This is a genomic window from Halocynthiibacter styelae, assembly GCF_016123485.1.
GTDB classification, from domain to species: Bacteria; Pseudomonadota; Alphaproteobacteria; order Rhodobacterales; family Rhodobacteraceae; genus Halocynthiibacter; species Halocynthiibacter styelae.
In genome coordinates, this window is record NZ_JADCKQ010000004.1 from 281,332 (window position 1) to 308,211 (window position 26,880).

At 55.6% G+C, this 26,880-nt stretch carries 27 protein-coding genes; 12 read left to right on the plus strand and 15 right to left on the minus strand.

Features of this window, described 5'->3' with window-relative positions; genetic code table 11:
* Positions 1-9 precede the first annotated feature (9 nt).
* From H1D41_RS07620 to phnN, 4 genes are all read left to right on the plus strand, one after another.
* Complete coding sequence (locus H1D41_RS07620; protein WP_228848327.1) at positions 10-879, plus strand: alpha-D-ribose 1-methylphosphonate 5-phosphate C-P-lyase PhnJ; 870 nt, start codon at positions 10-12, stop codon at positions 877-879.
* Complete coding sequence (phnK, locus tag H1D41_RS07625) at positions 876-1,646, plus strand: phosphonate C-P lyase system protein PhnK (RefSeq protein ID WP_228848328.1); 771 nt, start codon at positions 876-878, stop codon at positions 1,644-1,646. Before H1D41_RS07620 ends, phnK begins: the two co-directional genes overlap by 4 nt.
* Positions 1,647-1,707: 61 nt before the next feature.
* Positions 1,708-2,391 (plus strand): phosphonate C-P lyase system protein PhnL, encoded by a 684-nt coding sequence (gene phnL / locus H1D41_RS07630; RefSeq protein ID WP_228848329.1) that lies wholly within the window; start codon positions 1,708-1,710, stop codon positions 2,389-2,391.
* Complete coding sequence (phnN, locus tag H1D41_RS07635; RefSeq protein WP_228848330.1) at positions 2,391-2,945, plus strand: phosphonate metabolism protein/1,5-bisphosphokinase (PRPP-forming) PhnN; 555 nt, start codon at positions 2,391-2,393, stop codon at positions 2,943-2,945. The genes phnL and phnN overlap by 1 nt, the downstream gene beginning before the upstream one ends.
* On the opposite strand, the gene H1D41_RS07640 is transcribed toward phnN, so the two are convergent.
* Positions 2,903-3,601 carry a DUF1045 domain-containing protein gene (locus H1D41_RS07640; protein WP_228848331.1) on the minus strand — a complete coding sequence of 233 codons (699 nt, stop codon included), beginning with the start codon at positions 3,599-3,601 and terminating at the stop codon, positions 2,903-2,905. The two genes, phnN and H1D41_RS07640, sit on opposite strands and share 43 nt — an antisense overlap.
* A gap of 74 nt (positions 3,602-3,675) precedes the next feature.
* On the opposite strand from H1D41_RS07640, the gene H1D41_RS07645 reads away from it, so the two are divergent.
* Positions 3,676-4,812, plus strand: coding sequence for an alpha-D-ribose 1-methylphosphonate 5-triphosphate diphosphatase (locus H1D41_RS07645; protein ID WP_228848332.1), 1,137 nt, complete (start codon positions 3,676-3,678; stop codon positions 4,810-4,812).
* Positions 4,813-4,913: 101 nt separating this feature from the next.
* A complete protein-coding gene (locus tag H1D41_RS07650) occupies positions 4,914-6,023 on the plus strand; it encodes a THUMP domain-containing class I SAM-dependent RNA methyltransferase (RefSeq protein WP_228848333.1) in 1,110 nt (369 codons plus the stop codon).
* Positions 6,024-6,203: 180 nt separating this feature from the next.
* Here H1D41_RS07650 and H1D41_RS07655 read toward each other — a convergent pair whose 3' ends face one another.
* Positions 6,204-6,842 (minus strand): pyridoxamine 5'-phosphate oxidase family protein, encoded by a 639-nt coding sequence (locus tag H1D41_RS07655; RefSeq protein WP_228848334.1) that lies wholly within the window; start codon positions 6,840-6,842, stop codon positions 6,204-6,206.
* Positions 6,843-6,854: 12 nt separating this feature from the next.
* Complete coding sequence (locus H1D41_RS07660) at positions 6,855-7,319, minus strand: nuclear transport factor 2 family protein (RefSeq protein ID WP_228848335.1); 465 nt, start codon at positions 7,317-7,319, stop codon at positions 6,855-6,857.
* 142 nt (positions 7,320-7,461) lie between these two features.
* On the opposite strand from H1D41_RS07660, the gene H1D41_RS07665 reads away from it, so the two are divergent.
* The 3 genes from H1D41_RS07665 to H1D41_RS07675 are packed head-to-tail and all read left to right on the plus strand — an operon-like array spanning position 7,462 to position 11,174.
* Positions 7,462-8,034, plus strand: coding sequence for a TetR/AcrR family transcriptional regulator (locus tag H1D41_RS07665; RefSeq protein ID WP_228848336.1), 573 nt, complete (start codon positions 7,462-7,464; stop codon positions 8,032-8,034).
* Positions 8,035-8,088: 54 nt separating this feature from the next.
* Positions 8,089-9,744 carry a sulfatase-like hydrolase/transferase gene (locus H1D41_RS07670; RefSeq protein ID WP_228848337.1) on the plus strand — a complete coding sequence of 552 codons (1,656 nt, stop codon included), beginning with the start codon at positions 8,089-8,091 and terminating at the stop codon, positions 9,742-9,744.
* On the plus strand, positions 9,741-11,174 hold the full coding sequence (locus H1D41_RS07675; protein WP_228848338.1) for an FAD-binding oxidoreductase: 1,434 nt from the start codon (positions 9,741-9,743) through the stop codon (positions 11,172-11,174). The genes H1D41_RS07670 and H1D41_RS07675 overlap by 4 nt, the downstream gene beginning before the upstream one ends.
* Here H1D41_RS07675 and H1D41_RS07680 read toward each other — a convergent pair.
* The 4 genes from H1D41_RS07680 to H1D41_RS07695 form a co-directional block, all read right to left on the minus strand.
* Positions 11,171-11,587: a secondary thiamine-phosphate synthase enzyme YjbQ gene (locus H1D41_RS07680; RefSeq protein WP_228848339.1), complete on the minus strand. Its 417-nt coding sequence runs from the start codon at positions 11,585-11,587 to the stop codon at positions 11,171-11,173. The two genes, H1D41_RS07675 and H1D41_RS07680, sit on opposite strands and share 4 nt — an antisense overlap.
* Positions 11,587-12,099, minus strand: coding sequence for a hypothetical protein (locus H1D41_RS07685; RefSeq protein ID WP_228848340.1), 513 nt, complete (start codon positions 12,097-12,099; stop codon positions 11,587-11,589). The genes H1D41_RS07680 and H1D41_RS07685 overlap by 1 nt, the downstream gene beginning before the upstream one ends.
* A 1-nt stretch (position 12,100) precedes the next feature.
* Entirely contained in the window at positions 12,101-12,544 is a 444-nt protein-coding gene (locus tag H1D41_RS07690) for a thiol-disulfide oxidoreductase DCC family protein (protein WP_267473622.1), read from the minus strand.
* A 102-nt stretch (positions 12,545-12,646) separates the two neighbouring features.
* The gene (locus H1D41_RS07695; protein ID WP_228848342.1) at positions 12,647-13,138 is read right to left on the minus strand and encodes a hypothetical protein; all 492 of its coding nucleotides are present in this window, start codon (positions 13,136-13,138) and stop codon (positions 12,647-12,649) included.
* 213 nt (positions 13,139-13,351) lie between these two features.
* Between H1D41_RS07695 and H1D41_RS07700 the strand changes: the two genes are divergently transcribed.
* From H1D41_RS07700 to H1D41_RS07710, 3 genes are all read left to right on the plus strand, one after another.
* Positions 13,352-13,549, plus strand: coding sequence for a hypothetical protein (locus H1D41_RS07700; protein ID WP_228848343.1), 198 nt, complete (start codon positions 13,352-13,354; stop codon positions 13,547-13,549).
* Positions 13,550-13,554: 5 nt separating this feature from the next.
* On the plus strand, positions 13,555-14,001 hold the full coding sequence (locus tag H1D41_RS07705) for a helix-turn-helix domain-containing protein (protein ID WP_228848344.1): 447 nt from the start codon (positions 13,555-13,557) through the stop codon (positions 13,999-14,001).
* A 192-nt stretch (positions 14,002-14,193) separates the two neighbouring features.
* Positions 14,194-15,195 carry a tyrosine-type recombinase/integrase gene (locus H1D41_RS07710; protein WP_228848345.1) on the plus strand — a complete coding sequence of 334 codons (1,002 nt, stop codon included), beginning with the start codon at positions 14,194-14,196 and terminating at the stop codon, positions 15,193-15,195.
* A 54-nt stretch (positions 15,196-15,249) separates the two neighbouring features.
* Here H1D41_RS07710 and rpoD read toward each other — a convergent pair whose 3' ends face one another.
* From rpoD to H1D41_RS07750, 8 genes are all read right to left on the minus strand, one after another.
* Positions 15,250-17,232 carry an RNA polymerase sigma factor RpoD gene (rpoD, locus tag H1D41_RS07715; RefSeq protein ID WP_228848346.1) on the minus strand — a complete coding sequence of 661 codons (1,983 nt, stop codon included), beginning with the start codon at positions 17,230-17,232 and terminating at the stop codon, positions 15,250-15,252.
* A gap of 156 nt (positions 17,233-17,388) precedes the next feature.
* Positions 17,389-19,377: a DNA primase gene (dnaG, locus tag H1D41_RS07720; RefSeq protein ID WP_228848347.1), complete on the minus strand. Its 1,989-nt coding sequence runs from the start codon at positions 19,375-19,377 to the stop codon at positions 17,389-17,391.
* 164 nt (positions 19,378-19,541) lie between these two features.
* Positions 19,542-20,087 (minus strand): sarcosine oxidase subunit gamma, encoded by a 546-nt coding sequence (locus H1D41_RS07725; protein WP_228848348.1) that lies wholly within the window; start codon positions 20,085-20,087, stop codon positions 19,542-19,544.
* The gene (locus H1D41_RS07730; RefSeq protein ID WP_228848349.1) at positions 20,080-23,025 is read right to left on the minus strand and encodes a sarcosine oxidase subunit alpha family protein; all 2,946 of its coding nucleotides are present in this window, start codon (positions 23,023-23,025) and stop codon (positions 20,080-20,082) included. The genes H1D41_RS07725 and H1D41_RS07730 overlap by 8 nt, the downstream gene beginning before the upstream one ends.
* Positions 23,025-23,297 (minus strand): sarcosine oxidase subunit delta, encoded by a 273-nt coding sequence (locus H1D41_RS07735; RefSeq protein WP_228848350.1) that lies wholly within the window; start codon positions 23,295-23,297, stop codon positions 23,025-23,027. Before H1D41_RS07735 ends, H1D41_RS07730 begins: the two co-directional genes overlap by 1 nt.
* Before the next feature lie 11 nt (positions 23,298-23,308).
* Entirely contained in the window at positions 23,309-24,562 is a 1,254-nt protein-coding gene (locus H1D41_RS07740; RefSeq protein WP_228848351.1) for a sarcosine oxidase subunit beta family protein, read from the minus strand.
* Positions 24,563-24,666: 104 nt separating this feature from the next.
* A complete protein-coding gene (locus tag H1D41_RS07745; RefSeq protein ID WP_228848352.1) occupies positions 24,667-25,269 on the minus strand; it encodes a DUF6151 family protein in 603 nt (200 codons plus the stop codon).
* Between the two features lie 142 nt (positions 25,270-25,411).
* Complete coding sequence (locus H1D41_RS07750) at positions 25,412-26,854, minus strand: Glu/Leu/Phe/Val family dehydrogenase (RefSeq protein WP_228848353.1); 1,443 nt, start codon at positions 26,852-26,854, stop codon at positions 25,412-25,414.
* Positions 26,855-26,880: the final 26 nt, after the last annotated feature.

Below are 26,880 nucleotides of genomic sequence, written 5' to 3' on the forward strand. Positions count from 1 at the left end.
GGTGAAATAATGTCTGACTACAACTTCGCTTATCTCGACGAGCAGACCAAACGTATGATCCGCCGTGCCTTGCTCAAAGCCCTGGCTATTCCTGGCTACCAAGTACCTTTCGCCAGCCGCGAAATGCCTATGCCTTACGGCTGGGGCACTGGCGGGGTGCAGGTCTCTGCCGCCACACTAACCCCGGAAGACACGTTCAAAGTCATCGACCAGGGTGCAGATGACACGACAAACGCCATCTCGATCCGCAAATTTTTCGAGAAAACCGCAAATGTGGGGACCTCCGAAAAAACGGAAGAAGCCACGATCATTCAGACCCGCCACCGCATCCCGGAAACGGAACTGCAGGAGGGTCAAATCCTCGTTTATCAGGTGCCCATTCCCGAACCTCTGCGCTTCCTGGAACCTCGCGAAACTGAAACCCGGCGCATGCATGCGCTGGAAGACTACGGGTTGATGCATGTGAAGCTTTATGAAGATATCGCGCGTCACGGGGCCATTGCCACGGCTTATGCTTACCCGGTCATGGTGCAGGATCGCTATGTCATGGATCCGTCCCCCATCCCGAAGTTTGACAACCCAAAGATGGAAATGGCCGCAATTCAGCTGTTTGGCGCAGGGCGTGAACAACGCATTTATGCTCTGCCCCCCTACACGAAAGTCGTCAGCCTTGATTTCGAAGATCACCCGTTTGACCCAAGCAAAGCCGAACACCCCTGCGCGCTGTGTGGCGCAGAAGACAGCTACCTTGATGAGGTGATCACCGACGATCAGGGCACACGCATGTATGTCTGTTCTGACACGGATTACTGCGAAAGCCGCCGCGCCACAGGCCATATCGGCACCGAGGGCACCCAACCAGAGGAGGTCTTCGCATGACCCCGCTTCTTTCTGTTAAAAACATCGAAAAACGCTATGGCGCGCGCATTGGCTGTACCGGCGTGAACTTTGATCTGTTCCCAGGCGAAGTCATGGGCATTGTCGGTGAATCCGGCTCTGGTAAATCGACCCTGCTGAATTGCCTGGCGGGTCACCTTGCGCCGGATCAAGGCAGCGTCACATATGACCGCACTTCGACCGGCCCCGTTGACACGGTCACCATGGCCGAGGCTGAACGCCGGATGCTGTCACGCACAGAATGGGCCTTTGTGCATCAGAACCCACGGGACGGGTTGCGCATGGGGGTTTCCGCGGGGGGGAACGTGGGCGAGCGTCTGATGGCTGTGGGCGCGCGTCACTATGGCAATATCCGTGAAACATCCACTGACTGGCTGGGCCGGGTGGAAATTGCGGACAGCCGCATTGATGACCGCCCTTCTGCCTTTTCCGGCGGCATGCAGCAGCGTTTGCAAATCGCCCGCAATCTGGTCACCGGCCCCCGTCTGGTCTTTATGGATGAACCCACCGGCGGCCTCGATGTTTCCGTACAAGCCCGCTTGCTCGATCTTCTGCGGGGGCTCGTGCGTGAAATGGGATTGTCTGCGATTATCGTGACCCATGATCTTGCAGTTGTGCGCCTGTTGGCAGACCGATTGATGGTGATGAAAGACGGCAATGTGATTGAACAGGGGCTGACCGATCAGGTTCTCGATGACCCACAGGCAGCTTATACACAGTTGCTCGTCAGCTCGGTTCTGCAGGTGTGATCATGGCTTTTTCATCTTGCTCCAAATACTCAAATTCCGCGCGTTCCACGGGAGACACCCTATGATCCGGATCGAAAACCTTTCAAAATCCTTCGTCTTGCACAATCAGGGCAGCGCGACCATTCCTGTCATGAAAGACGCGCAACTGTCCGTGGCACCGGGCGAATGCATCGCCCTGACAGGCGTTTCCGGCGCAGGCAAGTCCACGCTGATGCGTATGATTTACGGCAACTATCTGGCCAATGCCGGGCGTATCATGGTCGGGGATGTGGATATCGCCACGGCCCAGCCGCGCGAAATCATTTCGTTGCGGCGCGAAACCCTGGGCTATGTCAGCCAGTTCCTGCGGGTTGTCCCCCGTGTCGCAACAATGGATGTGGTGGCAGAACCCTTGCTGGCGATCGGCACCCCGGCGGATCAGGCCCGCGACAAAGCTTGCAGCTTATTGCAGATGCTGAACATTCCTGAACGGCTCTGGTCGCTGTCACCCACGACATTTTCCGGCGGGGAACAGCAACGGGTCAATATCGCCCGTGGCTTTGCCCATGACTACCCGGCGCTTCTGCTGGATGAACCGACCGCCAGCCTTGATGCGAAAAACCGCGAAGTGGTGCTGTCTCTGATTGACGCCGCCAAAACCCGAGGGGCAGCGATCATCGGAATCTTCCATGATGAGGCCGCCCGCGACCGGGTGTGTGATCGCGAAGTGGACGTGACAGGTTTCACCCCACAAAGGGCGGCATAATGGCGGGGCGTTTGTTTTCATTGGTTGGGCCATCAGGGGCTGGCAAGGATACCCTCCTTGCCCGTGCCCTGGCGGCACGCCCGGATATCCACTTTGTCCGGCGGGTTGTCACCCGACCTGAACGACAAAACGATGAACCTTTTGAGGGCGTGAGCGAACTGGAATTTCTCCGTCGTATGCACAACAATCTGTTCGCATTTTCCTGGCAGGCGCATGGGCTGTTTTATGGCATCCCAAAATCAGAACTTGCCGGGCTTGAAACCGGGCAGGATGTGATTTTCAACGGCTCCCGTGCCGCGCTGCCGGGCATCAGAATGCGCTATCCTGATCTTCAGATCCTGTTGGTGACCGCCAATCCCGAAGTCCGGGCAAAACGCCTGGCCGGCCGGGGACGCGAAAGCGAAGCCAACATTCTCCAACGCCTGAAACGCGAAGCCCCGCTGGCTGCGGGACTTCAGGCAATTGAGATCTGTAACAACCACAGCGTGGAACATGCCACCGAAGCTTTGCTTCAGGCTCTGGAACCCGTCAGCGCAAAGCGTTCAATCAGATGAAAACGCCCCTGCATATCTTCTCCAAACAGGCAAAGTTCCCGCATCACAAAGGGACGCGGCAAAAGCGGATCAATCGCCTTGCCCAAAATCTTTTCCAGACGCACCAGTTCGCCAAATCGCAATGCACCGGACAGGGTGACGTGAAAGCGGAATTCATCGTCAACATAGGGATATCCCCAGGCCTGCAGCAGTACATCCTGACGGGGGGACAGATCTGCCTGACGGCGGCGGGCAAGTTCGGCTTCGTTCAAAGGCGCGCGGAAGGGTTCAAATTGGCGCACCGTATCAAAAGCAAGTGCAGCAAGCCCCGCCTGATCGCCTTCGCATTTCAACGCAAGGAACGAACCAAGTGTCGCAAGCTTCAGTCCCGCCAGTTCAACTGGCGCTTGCCCGGCACAATACGCAGCCAATGCAGCGCGCAGTTCAGCTTCGTCACGGCCATGCATCAGGCGAAACGGAGGCTTGATTGTGCCATGCAGCCCATATTTGCGCGGCGTCGCTGTGATCCGCGCCACCTGTTCCCGGGCAACTCCAATATCGGGGTGTTCCACATCCTGCCCGCGCTCCGCGTCCCAGCCCAGCCAGGACGCCCCGAAATCTGCCAGCACGCCCGCTTCGGGCGCGTAGTAGATGCCATATCGTTTAAATTCTGTCATAACCCGTGCCATATACTTGCTCTGACACGGAAATATGACAGCCAGCCGACAATCTCCAGCCTCAGGGTTCTGCCATGACTGAAATTCTTTTTAACAACGCCCGTGTCATCCTGCCTGATGGTGAACTGACCGGATCCGTGCTTGTCCGGGACGGGCGGATCGCAGATATCTCATCTGGGTCATCAACGTCTGGTTATGATCTGGACGGCGACATTCTGGCCCCGGGCCTGATCGAGTTGCACACAGATAATCTTGAACGCCACCTGCGCCCACGCCCGTCGGTTCACTGGCCCCATTACGCCGCCATCGCCGCCCATGACGGCGAGATCGCGACCTGCGGGATTACCACTGTCTTTGACGCCCTGCGCATTGGATCCATCACCACGGGTAAAAAAAGCGATTACGGGCGTTATGCCCGTGAGGTCGCGACGGAAATTCTGGCGATGCGGGAACGGAACGCCCTGCGGATCAGTCACTTTCTGCACCTGCGTGCCGAAATCTGTTCCGAAACCCTGCTGGAAGAATTCGCCGATTTCACCCCTGAGGATCGGATTGGCATTGTATCCCTGATGGATCACACTCCGGGCCAGCGCCAGTTCCGTAACCTGGACCAGCTGCGCACCTATCAGATGGGGAAGTACTCTATGACTGAGGCGGAGTTTGATGCCCATGTAGAGAACCTCTACATGATCAGTGCAAAGCATGCCGAACATCATATTTCGCAAGGTGTCAGGGAAGCCGAACGCCTTGGCGCGGTTCTCGCCAGCCATGATGATACGGACCTCACCCATGTGAAGGCCTCTGTAGATCAGGGCGTGAAATTCGCGGAATTCCCCACAACGCTGGAAGCAGCAAAAGCCACCCACGCCGCAGGCATCAAAGTGATGATGGGCGCACCAAATATTATGCGCGGAGGCAGTCATTCCGGCAATGTGGCGGCTGAAGACTGCGCCCGCGCTGAATGTCTGGATATTCTATCTTCAGATTACATTCCCTCCGCCCTGCTGCTGTCTGCCTTTAAACTGGCCGACATCTGGGGCAACTTGCCCCGTGCCATGTCCACCGTCACTCGTGCCCCGGCAGATGCCGCAGGCCTGTCTGATCGCGGACGCATAGAGGTTGGTGCCCGGGCCGACCTGATCCGGATCCGCGTCGCCAAAGGGACACCTGTGGTGCATGAAACCTGGGTGGAAGGGCGGCGCGTGGCATAGCAGCCGTCCCTCGCACTCGGAAAACTAGAAAACTGTATTTGTGCCCGCTACAAGCGTTAAAATGAGGTCGCCAGCCTCGTTCGCCTACGTTATGCACGGGCATGGATACAAATTTTGAAATCTTTCTGGCCATTGCGCCGGGACTGGAAACTGTTCTGCTGGCCGAAACGCTTCAGGCAGGTTTCTCTGGTGCGAAGCAAACCCCTGGCGGCGTAACCTTCACAGGCAACTGGAACGATGTCTGGCGTGCTAATCTGACCTTGCGCACTGCCACCCGTGTTCTGGCCCGGATCGGTGGGTTTCGCGCCTTCCATCTGGCGCAGCTGGACAAACGGGCACGCAAATTCCCCTGGGATGACGTGCTGCGTGCAGACCAGCCCATCCGTGTGGAAGTCAACACCAATAAGAAATCCAAAATCTACCATGCCGGTGCTGCTAAACAGCGGATTGAGACTGCGATCAAAGAGACCCTGGGCGCTGAAATTTCTGCCGAGGCCGGGATCTGCCTGAAACTGCGTATTGACGATAACAACTGCATGTTCAGCGTCGATACCACCGGCGAAAGCCTGCACAAACGCGGCCACAAGGTTGCGGTGAACAAGGCCCCGATGCGCGAAACCCTGGCAGCCGGTTTTCTGCATGACATGGGATATGACGGCAGCCAGGCGGTACTTGATCCTATGTGCGGGTCGGGTACATTCATTCTGGAGGCAGCTGAAATGGCATCAGGTCTGCTGCCGGGACGCACACGCAGTTTTGCCTTTGAAAATCTGACCACGTTTGATCAGGCCGCTTTTAAGCAACTGAAAGACCACAACCCGGTTCAGCCTGACGCGTGCTTCTTTGGGTCTGACCGCGATCAGGGCGCGGTGCAGATGTCGCAGAAAAACGCTGAACGCGCGGGTCTTGGCGACTGTACGCTGTTTAAAATGTGCGCGGTCAGCGACCTGCAACGCCCCGATTGCGCGTCTGGCATTGTGATCGTGAACCCGCCTTACGGGACACGCATTGGCAATAAAAAGCTTCTGTTTGGTCTTTATGGCGCCCTTGGCAAAACCCTGAAGGAACGGTTTTCTGGCTGGCGTGTGGGGATTGTGACATCTGACGCCGGGCTGGCAAAGGCCACTGGGCTGCAATTCGCCAAAGAAGGCAAACCCATCCCCAATGGCGGATTGAAAGTGAAGCTGTTTCAGACTGCAGAATTGCCCTGACGCAAACCTGTGGGTGCCGCCATCCAGAGTGTGCAGCCGCACCGCTCCAGTCCTGGCCGCCCCGAGGGCAGTTCATCTGCCAACAGAACCTGGGCGGCCAGTACCGGCACCGCCGCCCAGAGCAAAGCAATCAGCAACGCCCGCCAGTTCAGATAGTGCCTCAGCCCTTTGTACATGATCTCATTCGCTTTCCGGGGCCAGTTGGGATTTCAGCCGAGCGTTTTCTTCTTCCAGCTTTGCGATGTGATCCTGCAAAGGTCCCAGATGCGGCTGAAGCTCCTCCACCGTGAAACGCTGCGGAATGTGGGCCGGGCAGTTCCAGTCAAACGCCTCAACCGTAACTTCGATGATCCGCTCTGCATGGCCACGGATTTCCGGCAACATCAGGCGTTCAAGCAGGTCCGGCGCCTCTGCTGCGGAAAGGATCTTTGCGCGACCCAGCACTTTCAGGCGGGCTTTGTTCGGATAGTCCATCATGAACAAGGCCACCCGATCTTCCTGCGAAATATTCCCGGCTGAGATATACTGCCTGTTGCCGCGCAGATCCGCCCAGGCGATGGTCCTGGCACCCGTCACCTGGGCAAATCCCCGTGGCCCGCCGCGAAACTGCACATAGGGCCAGCCGGACGATGAAATGGATGCCTGATAGAACCCGTCGCGGGCTTCGATAAAGGCCTTTTCATCCGGGCCAATATCGCGACCGCCCTGGTTGCGTTCGGGATTGCGCACCATATTTGCATAGCCTTCACGTGAACCTGCGGCAGTCTGGAATTGTTGTACGGCTTCGGTGAATAAGATGTCTCCATATGGGTAAGCCATTGAAACTACTCCTTACAGGCCCAGATCTGACAGTGACGGATGATCATCCGGACGGCGTCCCAGCGGCCAGTGGAACAGACGTTCCGCCGGCGTGATCTTCAGATCATTCAGACTGGCGTGACGTTCGCGCATCCGCCCGTCCGCGTCAAATTCCCAGTTTTCATTGCCGTATGACCGCCACCACTGACCATCCGCATCATGCCATTCATACGCATAGCGCACTGCAATCCGGTTGGCGTCATGCGCCCATAGTTCTTTGATCAGGCGATATTCCAGTTCTTTCTCCCATTTTCCGGACAGAAGTGCCTCGATCTCGGCATGGCCTTTCACAAAGACGTTCCGGTTTCGCCAACGGGAATCATCCGAATAGGCCTGGGTCACCTTCGCTGCATCGCGGGAATTCCAGCCGTCTTCGGCCAGACGGACTTTCTCTGCAGCAGTTTCACGGGTGAAGGGCGGAAGTGGCGGTCGTGTCATAGGATACCCCTTTCAAAAGATAACCGATCTGTAAAGTTATAATATAAATGTACAGATCAGTAACGAAAGTCAATCCCCGCCGCCCAGCTTCTTGTCAGCGCCCCTGAACTTCAGTACTTTCCCACTGACCAAAGGAGCCCCCATGCGCCCAAGCAAGAAAGATGAACTCGTCCGCAAAGCACTTGATGTGTTTTACCGCCATGGCTTTCACGCCAGCGGCATGGATCTGGTTGCAAAGGAAACCGGGGTGTCCAAAACGGCGATCTATAATCATTTCCGCACCAAGGATGATCTGATCCTGGCTGTGATTAAACTGCGGGATGAGGAATTTCGCGCCTGGATGGTGTCACGCATTGAAACCTATGGGGAAACACCCGAAGAACGCCTGCTGGCCGTGTTTGACGCCCATGCAGAATGGTTCGCGCAGAAAGGTTTTTTCGGTTGCCTGTTTGTAAAAGCCTGCGCCGAATTTCAGGATCCGGCCCATCCGGTTCACCAGCAATCCTGCGCCCATCAGGCACAGGGGATCGCCTATTACCACAGCCTTGCGGTCGCTGCAGGGTTTGCCGACCCGGATGAAATCGCCCGCACCATCTGGTTCCTGGCACAGGGGGCGATTGTCGCCGCCGTCATGGCCGCAATTGACAACCCCGCTGCATCCGCTCGCGTTGCCGCCGCAAAAATGCTGGCCTGCGCAGAACGACGCAGCGTATAGGCTCTTTCCGCGCCTCTTTCCCTGTGCCACAAATGCGACAAGGGGAGAGATCACATGACAAAATCAGCCGCAAAGAACATCCTGTTTATTATGTTTGATCAGCTGCGGTTTGATTATCTCAGCTGTGCCGGGCACCCCCATTTACACACCCCACACCTTGATGCGTTGGCCGCAAAAGGCACGCGATTTACCCGCGCTTATGTGCAATCGCCGGTCTGTGGTGCCTCGCGCATGTCGACCTATACCGGGCGCTACGCATCAAGCCACGGCGCGCAATGGAACGGCTTTCCCCTGCGCGTGGGCGAAATGACCATGGGCGATCATCTGCGTGCAAATAACATGTCATGCCACCTGATCGGCAAGACCCATATGAAGGCCGATGTAGAAGGTATGAAACGGCTGGGCCTGTCGGCGGACAGTGTGATTGGCGCGCGTCAGGAAGAATGCGGTTTTGACATCTGGGCGCGTGATGACGGGCTTTGGGCCGAAGGGCCAAAAGGGTTTTATGACCAGAACCGGTCGCCCTATAATGAATACCTGAAATCAAAAGGATACCCCGGTGACAACCCCTGGGCGGAATTTGCAAACGCAGGTATTCACGAAGGAAATATTGCGTCGGGCTGGTTTATGGAACACGCCAACAAACCTGCAAACATCCGCGAAGAAGACAGCGAAACGCCCTGGCTGACGGGCGAAGCGATGAAGTTCATTGAGGCCCAGGGCGATACCCCCTGGCTGTGCCATCTCAGCTATATCAAACCTCACTGGCCCTATATTGTGCCCGCGCCCTATCACGATATGTACGGGCCGGAACATGTTGTAACCGCACAGAAATCCCCCCGCGAACACCAGGATCCGCATCCGGTTTATAATGCCTTCATGAACAATCAGATCGGCCAAACCTTTGCCCGGGATGAAGTGCGCGAAAAGGTGATCCCGGCCTATATGGGCCTGATCAAACAGGCGGATGACCAGATGGGCCGGCTGTTTGCATATCTGGAAGAAACCGGCCGCATGGAAGATACGATGGTCGTTGTCACTTCGGACCACGGCGACTATCTGGGCGATCACTGGCTGGGCGAAAAAGACCTGTTCCACGAACCATCCGTGAAGGTTCCGCTGATCATCTATGACCCCTCACCCGATGCCCTGCGCGGTGCAACCTGTGACGCATTGGTTGAGGCAATTGATCTGCTACCCACCTTCATTGAGGTCGCGGGCGGGGACGTGCCGCATCACATCTGCGAAGGACACTCCCTTCTGCCCTGGCTACGTGGCGAGACACCGGACTGGCGCGACTGGGCGGTCAGCGAATATGATTTCTCCTGCACACCTATGTGCCCGGAACTGGGACTTTCGCCCACCGATGCCCGCCTGTTCATGGTAACGGATCAACGCTGGAAATTCATGCATGCAGAAGGCGGCTTTGCCCCCATGTTGTTTGATATGGAAAACGATCCTGAAGAATACAACGACCTGGGGCGATCAGATGATCGCACAGATATCATCACCCTGATGTATGACCGCCTTGGTCAGTGGGGCCGCCGGATGAGCCAGCGCGTCACCATGTCCGATGCGCAGATCATCCCGCGTCAGGGCAAGGTCCCCGGTGGCGGTGTCGGCATTTTCATTGGCCATTATGAAGAAAACGACGTGCCCCAGGACGCACGTACGAAATACACCGGCAAGGCATCCGAGGATTATACATGACCGATATTCTGACAAATCTGCGCAACATCAGCGGCGACACATATGTATTGTCGGGCAATGATGACCGCAAAGCGTTTGACACAGATGTCTTTGGCGACAAGATCGGCAGCTCGCTTGCGGTGGTGCGCCCAGCCAACACGGATGAAGTCGCAGCCATCCTCAAACTCGCCCATGAAACAGGCACGCCGGTTGTGCCTCAGGGCGGCAACACCGGGCTGGCCGGTGGCGCAACACCGACAGCCGACACCACCCAGATCGTTCTGTCGCTTGCGCGGATGAATGCGATTGAAAACATCAACCCCGAGACCCGCACAGCCACTGTGCAGGCTGGTGTTATTCTACAGAACCTGCATGACGCCGTTGCGAAACATGATCTGATCTTCCCGCTGATTTTCGGCGCGCGCGGGTCCTGCATGATTGGCGGAAATATTTCCACCAACGCGGGTGGATCAAATGTTTTGCGCTATGGAAATACCCGTGCGCTGGTGTTGGGGCTTGAGGTGGTTTTGCCTGATGGCCGCGTTATGAACCTGATGAATGCGCTCTATAAAAACAACACAGGCTATGCACTGAAAGATCTGATAATCGGTGCCGAAGGTACCCTGGGCATCATCACCCGCGCTGTCTTGCAACTGCATCCTGCCCCTGTAGCGCGCGCCACGGCTTTGCTGTCGGTGGCGTCACTGCCGGCCGCCCTGACCTTGCTGCGCAAGCTTCAGGATGCCAGCGGCGGCGCGGTTGAAGCATTTGAATTCATGCCCGAAAACCACATGCAGGGATATCAGAACCTGAACCCGGACCGCACCCTGCCACTGGAAACGCCAGGGGCTGTGAACATCCTGACCGAACTGGGGGCTACATCACAACTGCTGGCCCGTCCCGGCGATGATGGCCGGCCCCTGATCGAAAACCTGCTGGAAGACGTCCTGACTGACGGGTTTGAAAACGGTGATATTCTGGATGCCGCCATCGCCCAGAACGACAGCCAGCGCGACGCCTTCTGGCATATCCGCGAAAGCGCTTATGAAGTGGCGACTTCTGACGGACCCGCAATTGATTTCGACGTTTCAGTTCCTCTTGATCAGGTGGAAACCTTCCTGGATCAGGCTGCAAAACGTCTTGCCTCTGTTGTGCCAGGTATGCGGAAAACGATTGTAAGCCACCTTGGGGATGGCAATATTCACTATGGCGTTCTGCCTGAAAACAACCGCAATGGCATCGCGCCCGCCCTGAAAACCAAAGTGATGGAAGTGGTCGAGGATCTGGTCACAGAACTGAATGGATCCTTCAGCGCGGAACATGGCATTGGCACATCCAAACGCCCGTCCATGGCCCGTCAGAAAGACCCTGTGGCCCTGGACGCCATGCGCGCGGTGAAAGCCGCACTTGATCCGCAGAACATCATGAACCCTGGCAAAGTGCTGCCCTAGCCCGCCGTGAAATGCGCCACCACCTGACGACGGTGGGGCGCGTTACGGTGTTCAAACAGATACACACCCTGCCAGGTGCCCAGGACCATCTGTCCGGCAGTGACCGGAATATTCAGGCTGACAGGCATCATGGCGGCTTTGATATGGGCGGGCATATCATCCGGCCCTTCATAGGTATGCGTGAGATAGGACATGGACGGATCAGACGTCGGCGGCACAAGGCGGTGAAAGAAGTTCTGCAGATCTGTCTGCACCTCAGGGTCAGCGTTTTCCTGGATCAGCAGGCTGGCCGAAGTATGGCGCACAAACAGCGTCAGCAACCCATCGCCCTGCCCCGACAGCCAGCCCCGGATATCATCGGTAAATTCATAAAGACCCGGCCCATGGGTATGCACCGTGAAACGGTTTTGCATCACGGCCTTTCCACCCAAATATGTTGATTCAGATCCCATTTCTGACCATTGGCGATCTTCGCATCAGAAAAGGCGAAAATCCCGGCCTCCGAAAACAATATTGCGGGATCACAGGTCAGAGAGGCCAGAAGATCGGTCTCAGCCCCTTTTTCACGTACATTCACCCCGCCAGAGTGTTCGGTATTTTCGGGGTCGCGCTGCACGCTCTGCCAGACGACGTATTCGACGTCATTATTAGTGAAAATCATCTCTTCCCAGATGGACCCGCCGACACCGGGCCAGGGGGTGACATCAACGTCGCGCAAGGGCGTGATCAATTCAAGTTCCGGCAGCTGATCCGGCGCGCCATAGACATAATACGCCTGCCCGTTCGCCGCACACACGCTGAGAACACGATCGCGCCCCTCAATTTTGCAGGACAGCAGAACATCGGCAGCAAGCGGCGCAGACGGCCCGCAGGCAAGGGCTGGCCCCACACAGAGCGAAAAGGTCAGAGCAAGTAATTTTTTCATTTCAAATCCTTTCAAAACCGCCCTCAATAAACCGGGCGCGCAGGTTGGCGTCAGGGATCATGCAGTGTTCATGCCGCCCCCAAATGCGGTAGCGATTGCGGGCAACCCTCAGGTACAGCGGGGTCTTAAGCCAGCGCGGGGCATAAAGAATGGCCGCCGCGATGCGCCAGGGCCAGCCCAGATCGCGCATGGCGGCCGCGAATGCATCTGCATGGGTAAAGACCTGCCCGCGCGTCAGAACGAGGTTGGTTTCATAATCATCCGTTGGCAGGTTCAGCGCCTGATAGAGCTGTGTACCGAGATCAGATTGCGCGATGATGAAACGGAATTTCTGGTCTGTGTCGTGTTTCATCAGGAAGCGGAAAAACCCGGGACAGAGCACACATTCCCCGTCGAAAACAACGATAGGGTTGTCGGGCAGACTAAAGGCTCGGTGCAGGTCCATAGGGCTGAGTTAAGCGGGTTTTGTTGCGGAGTACAATAAAGGTTTGCGCCCGACCCGCCCATGGGGCGGGTCGGGCGCAAACCGGATCACGAGTGATCCGGTTCAGTCGTTCACAAATTCCCAATCCTTCAAATCTGCAACTACGGTATATCTTAGTAAATATGGGATATATTCCGAACTCCAGAATTCCATCTGCCTTGCGGATGCAGCCAGAAGGCTTGCCGCACCTTGGGTATTGTCTTGATAACGCTCCCTGAACTGAGCAAATAACCTGTCATCAAAACAAAATGTTTCAGACTGAAAAGAAGGCACTAAGCGATCAATCCGGATATTTCCATACTGCCCTAAGACTATAAAATGATTGGCAGTATCACTACCCTGCCAAAGCTCTAGTTCTAATTCAACATTCTCCAAAGAATTGAACGTCATATTCCTAACTGTAATTTCGATGGGGCGCTCTGCGTCACAGACACTAAACCGTCCCTGATCTCCCCAAAGAACCGCGTGAACATAAACTCCCGAAAACAGAAAGTAGCCAAATGTTGTAGCCAACGGCATAAAAAATAAGGGGAAATAATACTTCATGTTTTTCACAATGGTTCCGCAAACGAACAACTGACAAGTGTGGATTTTTGAAAATAATCGCATATAAAACAATCACTTAAGGGCGTGCCGAGCGTCCCTTTTCTTTTTGCAGGACAATTAGACAGGTTGCAATAAAATCAATCACTTATCAGATCGTTATATCGGTTGGCGGCGACAAGAGCGCGACAACAGGCTGACTGGACTTCACCAGAGGAGAACGCCATGACAGAGGCAAATCTGCTCTATGGGGCGGGGGCAATCGCTACCCACCTCGGAATGACAGCAACGCAGATTTATCACCTGCCTAAGATCGGCAACCTGCCGACTTTCAAAATCGGCGCGAAGGTCTGCGCACATAAAGCAAAACTCAACACTTGGCTGGAAAAGCAGGCAGGCGGCGACGCAACAAGCACGGGATAATTTGAATGGGCCGCGACAAGCGAAACGAAAAGCTGTCTGGCTTTGTGCCCTTGTTGTTTCGCACAACGGACGCGCCCGCATGGGTTGCCCTGAATGTCTATGCAAAGGCGCTGTTCCCTATGATGAAGAAGCGGGCGGGGCCACACGGCTCACAGAATGGCAAATTCAGCCTGTCAGTGCGTGAGGCGGCGGAATACCTCGGATGTAGCAAGGACACGGCGACACGGGCCATGCACGAGCTACAGGCCAAAGGGTTCGCGTTCCCGGTACGTGTCGGGGCATTGGGGGCGCAAGGTTTAGGCAACGCCTCGGAATGGCGTGTGACTGACACGGCGACACCAGATCGCAAGCCCGCAACCTGCGAGTTTCTGCAATGGCAACCGGGGCAGGAATACCCGGTCAAAAGAGGCAAAAGGCCACCAAAAAAAACAAAACCCTGTCCTACGAGGTAGGACGTTTGGGCCATTTTCGGGCCTGAGCCTGTCCGACTGGTAGGACACTCTAAGAGTCTCCATAGGTACGGGACACAAAAGCACAGCGCGACAATCCAGTAATAATCCTAAATCCGGCATGTTGAACAAAGGGCATTGCCCAGCGCGGGCAGTGAAGACAGCACCAGTTCAAACAAATGCAATGGCTCGACTATGGACGGGATAGGTTACATCAACGATGCGTTTGCTCAGTTACGTGTCTCTGAAATTACAGCCGAAATGGTACAGACTTTTCTTAGCGATTTGTCGGAAAGTCTTTCTGGAAATACCGTGCGTGGCTTGTTCAGCAAGTTAAGGGTTGTCTTGGATCTGGCACTGAAACGCGGCTGGCTCAAAGTCGATCCATTGGCTGGCCATCGAATATCTTTGCCGCCAAAAGAACGCCGGGAAGCTTTTCCAGACCGTGGCCAGATCGGAAAAATTCTTGAGTTTGTAAATTCCAATGACCACTTAAACCAAAAGACCTGTGCGGTTTTGCTTCGGCGCGTTTATTTTAATTTGGCAATTTTTGCAGGCTTGCGTTCTGGAGAAATTGGGACGCTTGAATGGGATGCAGTCGACCTTGACACTGACACAATAACCGTGCGGCAAAGTTGCTCAAAAATTGATGGGATAACTAAGCCAAAAACTAAAGCGGGCAACCGCAAAGTTCCTATGTCGGGCCGGATCAAAGCTGCCTTGCTGGAGATGCTTGCCTATCAACAACTTCAAGCCAAAACCATGGCAGATGCCACCAGCCCGAATAATAAGAGTTGGCTTATCAATTATCGGTGGAAATATGGAATGACGCCAGACCTGGACGCACCACGCAAAGGGTTGATATTCAAGCGCGGTGCGCAGGGCCTATTCCATGCTGAAAAAATTAGGCAGGGGCTTTACATGCCTGTGATGGAAGCTTTGGGCATGACCGGTGAAGGTAAACCGGATTTTCCACCGCACTCATTGCGCCATGCCGCTGCAAGTTTGTTCATCGAAGCCGCGGTGCAACCGATGTATCTTAAAACCATTATGGGCCATGGCTCGATCATGATCACGTATGACGTTTATGGGCATTTGTTTCCGACCGATAACAGCCTGCGAGATGCAATCGCGCAAATTGGGGCCACCTTTGACGCGACAACAGAGCGACAACGCAACTTAAGTGCCTGCAATTAAATTGAAAAATAATACTCAAAACAAAAACGCCCCCTTGCGGGGGCGTTTTGAAAATTACTGATCAAGGAATGACCGCAGTTTGCGGCTTCTGCTTGGATGCTTCAGTTTTCGCAGCGCCTTCGCCTCAATCTGACGGATCCGTTCGCGGGTTACCGAGAACTGCTGACCGACTTCTTCCAGGGTGTGGTCGGTGTTCATGCCGATGCCAAAGCGCATCCGCAGCACACGTTCCTCACGCGGGGTGAGGGAAGACAACACGCGGGTTGTGGTTTCTTTCAGGTTTTCCTGAATGGCAGAATCCAGCGGCAGAACTGCGTTTTTGTCTTCGATGAAATCGCCAAGCTGTGAATCTTCCTCGTCGCCAATTGGCGTTTCCAGAGAGATCGGCTCTTTCGCGATCTTCATCACTTTGCGCACTTTTTCCAAAGGCATCTGCAGCTTTTCTGCCAATTCCTCAGGTGTCGGTTCACGGCCGATTTCATGCAGCATCTGACGACCGGTGCGCACAAGTTTGTTAATGGTTTCAATCATATGCACAGGAATACGGATGGTCCGCGCCTGATCCGCGATGGAACGGGTGATCGCCTGACGGATCCACCAGGTCGCATAAGTAGAGAATTTGTAACCACGGCGATATTCGAACTTATCCACCGCCTTCATCAGGCCGATGTTACCTTCCTGAATGAGATCCAGGAACTGCAGGCCACGGTTGGTGTATTTCTTGGCGATGGAAATCACGAGACGCAGGTTGGCTTCGACCATTTCTTTCTTGGCCTGACGCGCTTCTTTTTCGCCCTTCTGAACCTGTTGCACGATGCGACGGTATTCAGAAATATCAAGACCAACATACTGACCAACCTGGGCCATATCGGAACGCAGTTCTTCGATTTTGCCTTCGGAACGTTCCATCAGCGCCTGCCAGCCACGGCCCGGCTTTTCTTTCATCTCATCAAGCCAGGTCGGATCAAGTTCACGACCACGATAAGCTTCGATGAATTCGCGACGGTTGATGCGCGCCTGATCCGCCAGTTTTACCATGTTGCTGTCGATAGACATGATACGACGGTTGATGCCGTAAAGCTGGTCAATCAGCGCTTCAATACGGCCATTGTGCAGGTGCAGTTCATTCACCAGTTCCACGATCTCAGAGCGCAGCTTCTGATATTTATCTTCTTCTTTCTTAGAGAAGCTTTCATCTTCATTCAGGGTCGCGGAGATCCGCAGATCCTGCATGTCAGAAAGCAGCGCAAAGTCACGCGCGATCAGGTCAAGCGTTTCGAGAACCTTCGGCTTCAGGGCCGCTTCCATGGCCGCAAGCGACATGTTGGCCTGATCATCGTCGTCATCGTCGTCATCATTGTTCAGGATCGGATTGCCGTCGGCATCGACCTCTGGTTCAGATGATTTTTTCTCGGGCTTGGCCGCGCCATCAACGTTGACGGCGGGAACCACCGGTTCATCTTCTTCGTCATCACCCATCTGATCGCCGAAGGTGGTTTCCAGATCGATCACATCGCGCAGCAGAATGTCTTCGGACAGAAGTTCGTCACGCCAGATGGTGATCGCCTGAAATGTCAGCGGGCTTTCACAAAGCCCGAGGATCATTGTTTTGCGGCCGGCTTCAATCCGTTTCGCAATCGCGATCTCACCTTCGCGGGACAGCAGCTCAACAGAGCCCATCTCACGCAGATACATCCGCACAGGATCGTCGGTGCGATCCAGCTTTTCGGTGCCGGTTTCAGCCAGGGCAACTTCGCGGTTGCCGGCAGTTGTCACCAGTTCGGTTGCGCCTTTGTCTTCTTCTTCTTCCTCATCCTCAATGATGTTGATACCCATTTCGGACAGCATCGACATCACATCTTCGATTTGCTCAGAAGACACCTGTTCAGGTGGCAGAACCTGGTTCAGCTGGTCGTAGGTGATGTAACCTTTTTCACGCGCTTCAGCGATCATCTTTTTGACCGCAGCCTGGCTCATATCAAGCGTATGGGCGTTTTCCTTATCGGATGACTTCTGGTCGGTGTCTTTAGCGGCCATGTGGGCTCCCTGAAAGTGCTGCGAACGCAAAAACGGCCCGGTGAAAAGGCCGTCGGTGCGATCAAATGATTCGCTTATTCCGAATCAATCCTGTGAAGCGATGATTCGCAAGGTGTTTACCGCGATTAATTTACGCTTTCCTAACCACAGAGGGCGTCAGCGACGGTTTTTTGGGTTTTCGAAGACAATATTTGCAAAAAGCTTGTCCCGATGTTTCAGTTCATCACGCGAGAGTGCCATACCGTTGTTAGCAGTGTGGTACTCTGCCTTATCCTCAGTTTCGCCTCTCTGCGCACGGTTCATGGCCTCGGATGCCTGGGCCAGACGCCAGGTCAGACCTTCATCCACAATATCCGCGGTGATATCTTCTTCAGCTTCCTCAACCTCAAGCCCCTGCCCTTCTTTCGCAGCAAGCTTGGCAAGTTCCATTCCAAACGCATCGCGCAGATCAAAGGATGTGCTTTTCTCAAGAATGCGCCGCGCCAGATTAACATGGGTGTGCGACCCGGCCTGTTCAAGGATCATCGGGTCAATCTCTGATTCCACCCGTTCCATCAGGTCATCCGGCCTGTCAGCGTAATCCTGTGCATGGTGTAACAGGCTGTTTTTTAACACTTCATGCGCATCAGATGAAAACTGCATCCGTTCAAGCTGTGACAGTGCGGCAAGGACAAGTTCCGGGCGTTTCAACCCGACAACCAGCAGCATGGCCTCGCGCATGCTGCGGGTGATAGGGCTGGCGTTCTTCGTCGCCAGGAAACTGTCTTTGGCGCTTTTGGAAGGACGCGGGGCAATATTATTGCCGAATTTCCCACCAGGTCGGAAAACGTTATTCGGCTTCCAGTCGTTTTGTTTGCGTTGCGGACGGAACAGCTGAAAACGGCGATCACGCAATTCCTGGCTGTAGTGGAATTTCAGGTTTTCATCCTGAATTTTTGCCACGGCATCCGCAAAGGCTTTGTCCAGCGCGGCCTTGCGTTCGGGGCTGTCAAAGACCTTGCCTTCAATCTCACGCTGCCAGAGTAGTTCGACCATTGGCTGAGCATTATCAATAAGTTGCTGCATGGCAGCCGCGCCTTTGGCCTTCAGCAGATCATCCGGATCCTGGCCTTCTGGCATGATGACAAAGCGCAGGCTTTTGCCCGCTTCCAGCAGGGGCAGCGCGAGGTCGACCAGGCGCATTGCAGCGCGTTGACCGGCGGTGTCACCGTCAAGGGTGATGATCGGTTCCGGTGAAATGCGCCAGAGCATCTGCAACTGGTTTTCGGTGATCGCAGTACCAAGCGGGGCAACGCAGGCGGTGAAACCGGCCTCAGCGAGGGCGATTACATCCATGTAACCTTCGGCCACCAGCAGGGGTTGCCCTTTGCCAGCCGCTTCGCGTGCGGCACGGACGTTGAACAGGCTGCGGCCTTTATCGAATAGAACAGTTTCAGGCGAATTCAGATACTTAGCGCGTGCATTCGGATCCAGGGAACGGCCACCAAAGGCAATGGCATGGCCCCGGTGATCGCGGATCGGAAAGATAATGCGGCCCCGAAAACGGTCATAAGGCGCGCCGCCGCCATCAGGGCGGGCACAAAGTCCGGCATCAATAATCAACTGATCATCCACGCCTTTATCGCGCAGATGTTGCAGCATCGCCTGACGCACATCGGGGGCATAACCAATTTCCCAACGATCCTGCGCAGCTTCGCTAAGCCCCCGTTTTTCAAGATATTTTCGCGACTCTGCACCCTGGTTTGTACGCAGTTGTAGACGGAAAAACTGCACGGCCTGTTCCATCACAGCGGCAAGCAATGTGCGCCGATCGGCCTTTTCCTGGGCGCGCGGATCGCGCTGGGGCATGGTCATTCCGGCTTCACGGGCGAGGATTTCGACCGATTCCATAAAGCCGACATTTTCGGTTTCCTGGACAAAGGAAATCGCGTCACCCTTGGCATGACACCCAAAGCAGTAATAAAAGCCCTTCTGATCATCTACATGAAAAGACGCGCTTTTTTCCTGATGGAAGGGGCACGGCGCCCACATATCGCCCTTGCCCTGATTGGACTTTCGCGGATCCCACATGACCTTACGCCCGACCACCTGCGAGAGCGAGGTGCGGGTGCGCAATTCATCGAGAAAACCGTGGGGCAGGCTCATGTCGGGTCACTATCCGGGCGTTGATCGGACGTCAGTATCCCCGATCTGCCCCCCGCTGTCGAGAGGGGCAAATGGGGTGAATATCGCATACACAATCCATGCACATCCTATGCACACTTTATGCATATCACGCGCGCGGCAGTTTCAGACCCTGTTAAGGCCCGTTAACCCCGTGCAGCGACAGATTTCATCGCCTCATGCAGATCATGAACGGCGGTTTTGGCAAAACTGCGCATGACCATGATGTCAAAGCTTGTGTCGCCACTGCGGGTGATGGAGGCCATCATATGCTGCATTTCGGTCCGCACGGTCTGCCCCGGCTTAAAGGCAGCCAGGCGCAGATCAACCGGCACCAGGCGGGCAAGCACATCTTGTGCCCCAGCGCCTGCCAGTTGCATCACGGCCCAGGCATCAGATTGATCAGTGATCGCGCCTTCAGTCGCCAGATCCGCCGGCACGCCGGTATCCAGAATGAAACACTGCCCCCGACCAGACCAGATCGCGCGTGCGCCTTCCGTTCCGCTGGCTTCATTTGGGCCAGGCAATGCCATGCCGCAGGCTTTCTTCAGCGCCGTTGAAGCCGCTTTTTCGCGACCTTTGTACGGCATGAAAGATGTGATCGCAGATGGCGTCAGTTCGGTCAGAGAAACCGTTTCGGATGTGATCGGCAACAGCCCGTCGCAGGGTGTTTTAGCAATGAGTTCAGCCACGAGAGCGCCCTCCTTCTGGGTCCAGGAACACGGGATTGCAGACTTCGACCATTGTGTCGATGCCACGCAGATGGTCCTTAAAGCGGATCTTTTTGCCGTAATGGGCTGGTCCGTTTTCAAGGAAGCCCAGCGCCAGATATGTGTCCAGCGTCGGCGAATAGCCAACCGAGGTGACATAGCCCCGGCTGTTGTCGGCGGTGATGTCATCATCTGCGAAGAACAGATGCGCACCATTGGACAGGTTTTGCCCGGCATCAACCGGTTTCAGCCCGACCATTTGTTCGCGGTGATCCCCATGCAGGCCCGGACGTTCAGATGCGGTTTTGCCGATGCAATCTTTCTTGCCCGACACCATACGCCCCATGCCAATGTCAAAGGCCGTAACCCGACCGTGAATTTCAGCGTGGGTGATAAAGCCCTTTTCGATGCGCAGCACGTTCAGGGCTTCCATCCCGTAGGCACCGCCGCCCAGGACTTCGGCACGTGACACAAGATCCCGGAACAGCGCGTCGCCATAACGGGAGGGCACCGCGATTTCATAGGCATGTTCGCCAGAGAACGAGATACGGAACAAACGCCCTTTGACGCCAGACAGGGTGACATCGCCGCAGGCCATGAAGGGCCAGCTGTCGTTGTCTATTTTATCGTCCAGCACAGTGTTCAGAAGTTCACGCGATTTCGGCCCGGCGACCGCAAACTGCGCCCATTGTTCCGTGACCGAGATAAAGCGCACATCCATATCCGGGCACAGCGCCTGATGCACGAATTCCATATGTTTCATCACCTGCCCGGCCGCGGCCGTGGTGGTGGTGGTCACATAGTGGTTTTCGCCCAGGCGCGCTGTCGTGCCGTCATCCATGACATGGCCGTCTTCGCGCAGCATCAGACCATAGCGCACGCGCCCGACCTTCAGGGTCGAGAACATATTGGTATAGACGAAATCAAGGAATGCGCCTGCGTCCGGACCCTGAATGTCGATTTTACCAAGGGTCGATACATCGGTGACGCCAACGGCGTTGCGAATGCTGATGACTTCGCGGTTGCAGCTTTCCAGCCAGGTTTTCTCACCCGGGCGGGGATAGTAACTGGGGCGATACCAAAGGCCTGCCTCAATCATCGGGGCGTTGCGATCCACGGTGGCCTGGTGAGATGTCACAAAGCGTTCGGGCGCAAAGCCCTTGCCCCGCGCGCCAGCCCCCAGCGCCGCCAGTGAGACCGGAACATAAGGTGGACGGAAGGTTGTGGTGCCGGTGGTCGGGATGTCACGACCGGTGGCATCGGCCAAAATCGCCAGTGCGTTGACGTTGGAGTTTTTGCCCTGATCCGGCGCCATGCCTTGAGTGGTGTAACGTTTCATATGCTCGACCGAGGCATAATTTTCCTTCGCAGCCAGACGCACATCCTTGGTGGAGACATCGTTCTGGAAATCAAGCCAGGCACGCTTATAGCCTTTACTTTCATGGGGTACTTCCCAAAGGCCCGTGATGTTATAGGCACCATCTTCGGCCTGCGGGGCTTTGGTGTCTGTGGTGTTCAGGCCAAGATCTGTAAGGGCTTGATTTGCCTCATTGATCCCACTTTCAAGCGCCGCCTGGGTGCTGAAATGCCCAGCAGCGGCCCCAGCAGGGGCAAGGCCAGGCACCATGTTATCCACGGGCAGGAAGCTTTGCGTGGCTTCATCCCAGGCGGGGCGACCATTCATGTGACAAAGCATATGCACAGAAGGGTTCCAGCCGCCGGAGACGCCCAGGCAGTCCACCGCGATTTTCTGTTCGCCAGATGCCGATTGCACGGTGATTTCCTTAAGCGCACCACGACCACGGGTGTCACTGACCAGACCGCCGGTGATCACCGGGAAGTCGCCTTGCGGTGTGACATCACTGCGACTGTCGATCAGCGCGGCGATCTCCACGCCTGCTGCCTGAAGATCACGCGCAGTTTTCCAGGCGTTGTCGTTGTTGCCAAAGACCGCAACTTTCTGACCTGCGGCCACGCCGTAACGGTTAAGATACCCACGCACAGCACCCGCCATCATGATGCCGGGACGGTCGTTATTGGCGAAGGCAACAGAGCGCTCAAGCGCACCCGCCGCCAGCACGGCGCGTTTCGCAACGATACGCCAGAAACATTCAAGCGGCATGTCGTCGGAGGGGGCCGCGATATGCTGCGTCACACGTTCAAGCGCGCCGTAAGTGCCCTGATCAAACGCGCCGGTCACGGTTGTCCGGGTCATGACGCGCACGTTGTCCATGCCCATCAGCTCCGCGGTGATATCTGCCGCCCAGACATGGCCGGGCTTGCCGTCGATTTCCTCATCTTCCAGCAAAAGCCGCCCGCCAGGACGCGCATCTTCATCTGCCAAAATCACATCAGCCCCGGCGCGTGCTGCGGTCAAAGCCGCCATCAGGCCTGCAGGCCCTGCCCCAATCACCAGGAGATCACAGAAGGCATAGGCCTTTTCATTGCGTGATGTGTCATCTTCGCCAGACAGCGCACCAAGACCGGCGGCGCGACGGATCATCGGCTCCCACAGTTTTTCCCACAGGGCACCGGGCCACATGAAGGTTTTATAGTAGAACCCCGCGCCAAAGAACGGCGCAAACAGATCGTTCACACCCATCAGGTCACGATCAACAGAGGGCCAGGCATTTTGCCCGCGCACCTGAAGCCCCTCATAGATTTCCTGGGTGGTGGCGCGGATATTGGGATCTTGTGCCGCACCGGAATGCAGGGTGACGAGTGCATTTGGTTCCTCGGAACCTGTGGTCATCACACCACGCGGACGATGATATTTGAAGCTGCGGCCAAAGACTTTGCGCCCCTGCGCAAGTGCGGCTGAGGCCACGGTATCACCCGCAAAACCATCCACTGTCTTACCGTCAAACGTGAAAGACACTGCGGTGCTGCGATCAATCAGACCTTTATTACTGATCCGCATTATTTCATCCCCCGCTTTACGTTTTCCGCAAGTTCAACGCCGTAGATTTCATGGGTTACAGTGTTGCGTTCCACCACAAGCCAGGCGCTACAGCCCATTTCATGCTGCCATAGGTCTTTTGTGCGACCTGCTGGGTTTTCGCGGTTGTGAATATAGTCATCCCAAGCAACATCGCCCGCATCAGGGGCCGGACGGGCCAGATCAATGGCCGCGCCTTTATAGTAAAATTCGCGACGGTCGCGTTCCCCACACAGGGGACATTTGATACGCATTTTCTGTCTCCTCAGTGGGTGTTATGCTGGCTGCCGGTGCCTTCTTCGTCCATGATCCCATGGCCGGTACGAAAGCGATCAAGGCGGAATTTTTCGGCCACCGGATGGGGCTCATCTTTGGCAATGAGATGCGCAAAACAGTCACCTGAAGCAGGCACCGCTTTAAACCCGCCATAGTTCCAGCCACAATTCAGATAGAGCCCCTCAACATGGGTTTTATCGATCACGGGTGATCCATCCGGCGACATATCCATGATGCCCCCCCAAGACCGCAGCAATTTTGCCTTTCCGATCATAGGCATAAGCGTCATGGCCGCGTCGATCACATGTTCGGTCGTCGGCAAGTTGCCGCGTTGGGCGTAACTTGCGTACATGTCGATGTCGCCCCCAAACACAAGACCGCCTTTGTCGGATTGGCTGATATAAAAATGCCCCATGCCGAAGGTCACGACGTTGTCCAGAACCGGCTTTAGCCCCTCGGTTACGAAGGCTTGTAAAACGGTGCTTTCAATCGGCACCTGCATGCCTGCCATGGCCGCAACCTGGCTGGAACGACCCGCAACAACCATGCCGACTTTCTTGGCTTTGATCGGGCCTTTTGAGGTTTGAACACCTTTAACCACGCCATTTTCAATATCGATTCCAGTGACTTCGCAGTTCTGAATGATATCCACGCCGCGTTGATCCGCACCCCGGGCATAGCCCCAGGCCACCGCATCATGGCGGGCCGTGCCGCCGCGTTTGTGGTAAAGCGCGCCATAAACCGGGAAGCGGATATTGTCGTAATCAAGGTATGGCAAGATGTCCCGCACGCCTTCGCGATCCAGCAAAATCGCATCGTCACCTTGATTGACCATCATATTCCCGCGCCGGGCGGCTGCGTCGCGCTGGCCGTCGGAATGGAACAGGTTGAGAATGCCGCGCTGGGAATGCATCGCGTTGTAATTCAGGTCTTTTTCCATGCGCTCCCACAGTTTCAGGGAGTGGCTGTAAAATTCTGAATTGCCCTTCAGGAAGTAATTCGCCCGCACAATTGTGGTGTTCCGGCCGACATTGCCGCCGCCGATATAGCCTTTTTCCAGCACTGCGATACGTTTGTCCGTATATTTCGCCGCCAGATGATAGGCCGTGGACAGGCCATGCCCGCCGCCGCCGATGATAATGATGTCATACTCGGATTGTGGCTCCGGGCTGCGCCAGTGGGGTTTCCAGCCTTTGTTGCCGGTCAGCCCCTCTTTCAACACCTGCCATGCAGAAAATCGCATGAATATTCTCCCTGATTTCAGGCACAGCTAATCAGGTGACGCCCGGGGATGCAACGCCCCCAGGCGACGGAGAATGTCGTTTTATGATATTAGGGTGGCGTATCTTAATCAGGTGTGACCGCCTGGCGTTCCGGCAGCGTCAGAACCTGTGGATCAGATACCGGCGCGTTCCCCTGCCAATATGGCGTTGCCCGGGTTTTGGCCCGCAGTTTGCCTTTCAGCTGTCGCCAGAGAATACGCGCAATGGTTTTGCCGAACCCAAAATCATCCGGCGGAGTGCTGCCTGCGCGTGCGGTTTTGGCAAACATTGATGCGCTGAATCCACCCATGTTATCAGTGGCTTTGGCATCAAACCCCGACAGCGGCAAGCCAACAAATGTCATGGATTGTGATCCCATGGTGTTGCCAAAAGGCGCATGGCAGCAGCCCGCGTACCAGCGGATCAGACCCTTGGGCGACAGGCGCAGGGCTTTCAGATTTTCGTCTTTACCGGTCAGGAATTCAACGTGCCAGGCCAATGTTTGCCAAAGCTCTGTGCCGCCGTTTTCATCCATAATATCCGCCCCACCCTGCTGATGCAGCCAGGTTGCAAAGGCCTGGCAGTCTTTGCAGTGACAGCGGGCGAGATTGCCGGTGCGCGGGGATACATTGTGCAGCCGTGCCGTGGTTTTGCCGCAGGTGCAGCTGTAGATCAGATCCTGTATCATACTATGTCTTCCTCTGAAATGCATGCGCATAGGACGTTGGGCGGGAACAGATTACAACCCGTGTCCCGACAGCTGCTGACATAAAAAGGCCCCGCAATCGCGAGGCCTTTGAAACGTTCGTATTCTTCCGTGACAGAAGGGATCAGAGACCCTTGGCGCGGTAGCTTGCGGCAACTTTACCGATTGCCACAAGGTAAGCCGCCATACGCAGGTCGGTCACGTCATCGCGGGAATGCCAGACTTCGCGCATGGACTGGTAGGCGATGCGCATCGTGTCATCGAGACCAGAGCGCACCAGTTCAAGTTCGCCCGCGCCACGCAGATATTTCTGTTTGAAATCAGGGGTCATGGACCAGCGATCGCCCATGGCATCATCCAGACGTTCGAGTTCGTCAATCACCAGCTGGTGACGCGACTCTTCCTGACGGCGCTGCATACGGCCGAAACGGATATGCGACAGGTTTTTCACCCATTCAAAGTAAGACACGGTCACACCACCGGCGTTTGCGTACATATCCGGAATGATCACGGTGCCTTTGTTGCGCAGAACTTCATCCGCACCCGCAGTCACAGGGCCGTTCGCAGCCTCAATAATCAGGGGCGCTGTCACACGTTCAGCGTTGCTGAGGTTGATCACGCCTTCAAGTGCCGCCGGGATCAGGATGTCACAGTCTTTTTCAAGAAGTTCCGCACCATTTTCAACGTAAGTGCCGCCAGAGAAGCCCTTAACGCCGCCGTTTTCGCCCAGCCATTTGTGCACAGCATCAACGTCCAGACCGTCATCATTGAAGATGCCGCCATCGCGCTCAATAATACCTGTGATGATAGACCCGTCTTCTTCGGACAGGAATTTCGCGGCGTGATAACCCACGTTGCCGAGACCCTGAACGATCACGCGTTTGCCATCAAGTTTGCCGGTCAGACCCGCCATTTTGATGTCTTCGGGGTGACGGAAAAATTCCTGCAGCGCATATTGAACACCACGACCGGTTGCTTCAACACGGCCAGCAATACCACCGGCGTTCAGAGGTTTACCCGTCACACAGGCTTTAGCGTTGATGTCAGTTGTGTTCATCCGCGCGTATTGATCGGCCATCCAGGCCATTTCACGTTCGCCGGTGCCCATGTCAGGCGCAGGCACGTTCTGGGATGGGTGGATCAGGTCGCGCTTTGCAAGTTCATAGGCAAAACGACGGGTGATCAGTTCCAGTTCATGTTCTTCATAATCACGCGGATTGATGCAGAGCCCGCCTTTAGAACCACCAAACGGTGCTTCAACCAAGGCACATTTATAGGTCATCAGCGCTGCCAGCGCTTCGACTTCATCCTGGTCCACGGCAGAGGCGTAACGAATGCCCCCTTTTACAGGTTCCATATGTTCGGAATGCACAGAGCGATAGCCCGTGAAGGTCTGGATCTGACCGCGCAGACGCACGCCGAAACGTACAGTATAAGTCGCGTTGCAGACCCTGATTTTTTCCTCAAGCCCCGGAGGCAGGTCCATCATGGCAACCGCGCGGTTAAACATAAGATCAACTGATTCGCGAAAACTTGGTTCCTGGGCATGTCCAGTGCTTGCGTTCATTCTAAACCTCCGGCGGCATAATTTGC